This window comes from Frischella japonica, from assembly GCF_014489845.1.
Lineage (GTDB): Bacteria > Pseudomonadota > Gammaproteobacteria > Enterobacterales > Orbaceae > Frischella > Frischella japonica.
In genome coordinates this window covers 1-876 of the sequence record NZ_JABURY010000034.1, presented here as the reverse complement: position 1 = coordinate 876, position 876 = coordinate 1, and the positions used below count along the sequence as shown (strand labels likewise).

1 protein-coding gene is annotated in these 876 nt (G+C 40.0%); it reads right to left on the bottom strand.

Translation table 11 applies throughout. The features are described 5' to 3' along the window. Positions 1-297: 297 nt before the first annotated feature. Positions 298-876, bottom strand: a 579-nt coding sequence (locus tag FcAc13_RS12050) for a T6SS immunity protein Tli4 family protein (protein WP_223064616.1), incomplete at its 5' end; no start/stop codon positions are given.

Genomic DNA, 876 nt, shown 5'->3' with positions numbered 1-876 from the left:
CATTATTGACTTTAAATGCCGCAGGAAAATCAATTAAATAAGTGCCCACACAGCGTGTCGGGGAATTGTTTAGTAAAACATCAACTTGCTGCTGTTCGTTTGCTGATAAAGTCATTTTTTGGATATCCTTGTTAAATGCCTTGCAACTAATTAATATGCTTAGTATTAATAGGATCGTCACCATAACTGCCGTGTTTTTTCTCAATGCGTTCATGCCAGACACTCCGTTTTTATCATATCAACAATCGCTCGCAGCGGCCGATTTTGGATCTTTTTCTCAAAAATAATAAGCCAATTTTACTCCGCTTTAAAAGCACTCGCACGCACTCGAATACTGTTGGTGATTTCTCGCCAAATCACCATCAACTGCTCTTGTGTATATCCCTGAGTTTCGTCTTCGGGAATTCTGTAATACATTTCTATGTTTAACAGTGGCGTTTTATCGGTTGGATCGAGCATATTTATACCTAATGTAAACTTATACCACTCGTCATCTGACTCATAACCTGGTTCATCGGAAAAAAACTCCCCTTTGGTTAACCACTCTTCTAACTGCAAACCTTGACTTTCGCGCGTGCCCTTATAAATTGTGTGCCCCCGATTTTCAGTCACGTAACTTTCCGGTTGATCAAGTAGCTTATAAAAGCCCTTATAATTATTATACGAGATATCAAAATAAAAATCGTTGTCTGCATCATGTTGATAGGTAACCCCGGTGTCTTTCCATTCGCTATCCTCCCCTTGCATAAATCCATGTAACAGACAAAAGCCTGGTGTGGTTGGGATAGTTAAATCATCACGTGGCGCAATTCGCTCAAACAGTTGGCGCAGTTCCTGCAATTTTTGCGGGACATCATTTGTATAGAGTTCTGGATA